General features: G+C 65.1%; 2 pseudogenes. One reads left to right on the top strand and one right to left on the bottom strand.

The annotated features are described in order from the left end of the window. A pseudogene (locus VXC91_RS45590) lies at positions 1-222 on the bottom strand (cytochrome ubiquinol oxidase subunit I); the annotation flags it as partial. A 502-nt stretch (positions 223-724) separates the two neighbouring features. Here VXC91_RS45590 and VXC91_RS47530 point away from each other — a divergent pair. Next, positions 725-1,298 (top strand): annotated as a pseudogene (locus VXC91_RS47530) (transposase); the annotation flags it as partial. Positions 1,299-1,440: the final 142 nt, after the last annotated feature.

The following is a 1,440-nucleotide window of genomic DNA, read 5'->3' as shown; positions in this document are numbered from 1 at the left end:
CCCCGGGCGCGCCAGCTCGGCGCGCATGAGCAGAGCTATGACGCCACCGATGAGAAAGAACGCGAACGAGGTGACCAGATACAGCGTGCCGATCATCTTATGATCCGTTGTCGTCAGCCACTTGACCACGCCGCTGCCAGCCCGCCTATGCCTGAACAGCAGCTCGCTCTCATAGGAGCCTTCCGCTGCAGCCTCACCCTGAGGGTTGTTGACGATGCTCACAAGTTTTGTGTCTCCTAGTGCTCGCCGGCGGCAACCCGTCCGGATCGTGGGCCATACCTGCTGAGCGGCAGCTACGTCGACACCCTGTAACAGCGAGACGCGACTCATCGCATCCCTACGCAAATGGAGCGACCGCAGCCCGCCCTTGCCCGATCGACTCTGCACGCAAGACACGAGAACGATCCGGCCAACCGGTAAGCGGCAGCTGTCGCAAACTTCTTACCAACCAGGACGGGCCCTGACCCCCGATCTTGGACACACGAGACACTAGATCTTGAGGATCTGAGAACGGACATCTCGTGGTCATGAAGCACTACCCGCCGGAGTTCAAGGCGGACGCGGTCGCTGTACCAGTCGCGCCCGGGAGCGACGATCAGGTCGGTTAAACGCGTGCCCCGGCTGCCTGCAGGACATCGGCCGCCCAGTACCAGCCGTAGGTGGCCTCCAAGACCACGTCCGGGTGAAGTCCGGCCTGCTCGATCTGCAGGCCCTGCGCTACCGGGCCGAGGCCGACCGGCTCCGGGAGATCTTCTGGGCCGACTGGGCACACCAACCATCGCTGGTGGAGGACGCACTCGGCAAACAGATGCTCGCGCTCCTGTTCCAGCTGGAGGCCGCCTGCACAGCCGCCGACAATCTGGCAGAGGCGGTGTAGGAGACTTTCCCTCAGCACCCGGACGCTGAGATCATCCTCAGCTTTCCCGGACTCGGTATCCAGCTCGGCGCCCGGGTGCTCGCCGAACGACCGCAACCGGTTCGCCGACGCCCGCGGCCCGAAGGCGTGCGCCGACGCCTCACCCATCACCCGGGCCTCCGGTAAGAAGTCGCGCATCACCCGGCGGTGGGTGAAGGACGACCGCCTCAACCACGCCGACTACCTCTGGGCCTTCTCCGCCATCACCGCCTCACCGAGGGGCCAAGGCCCTCTACCGCAGGCGCGCGACCGCCACGGAGATTGCCACGCTACCGCCCGGAGGAACCTCTTCAACCGCATGCTCGGCCAGCTCTACCACTGCCTCCAGCACCGCGCGTTGTTCAACGAACACACCGCATTCCCTGTCTCCGCCGGAGCTTGACGTTGAGCACTTAAGGTGGCTATGCGGCCACCGTATTAGTAGGTGTGGAGGGGTTTGCCGGCCAGGGCCAGGTGGGCCTCGCCGAGTGCCTCGTTCTGCGTCGGGTCGGCATGGATAAGCTGGGCCACGTCGGCTGGCCGCA

The organism is Streptomyces chiangmaiensis (genome assembly GCF_036281785.1).
Taxonomy (GTDB): domain Bacteria; phylum Actinomycetota; class Actinomycetes; order Streptomycetales; family Streptomycetaceae; genus Streptomyces; species Streptomyces chiangmaiensis.
This window is presented reverse-complemented; position numbering and strand designations above follow the sequence as displayed.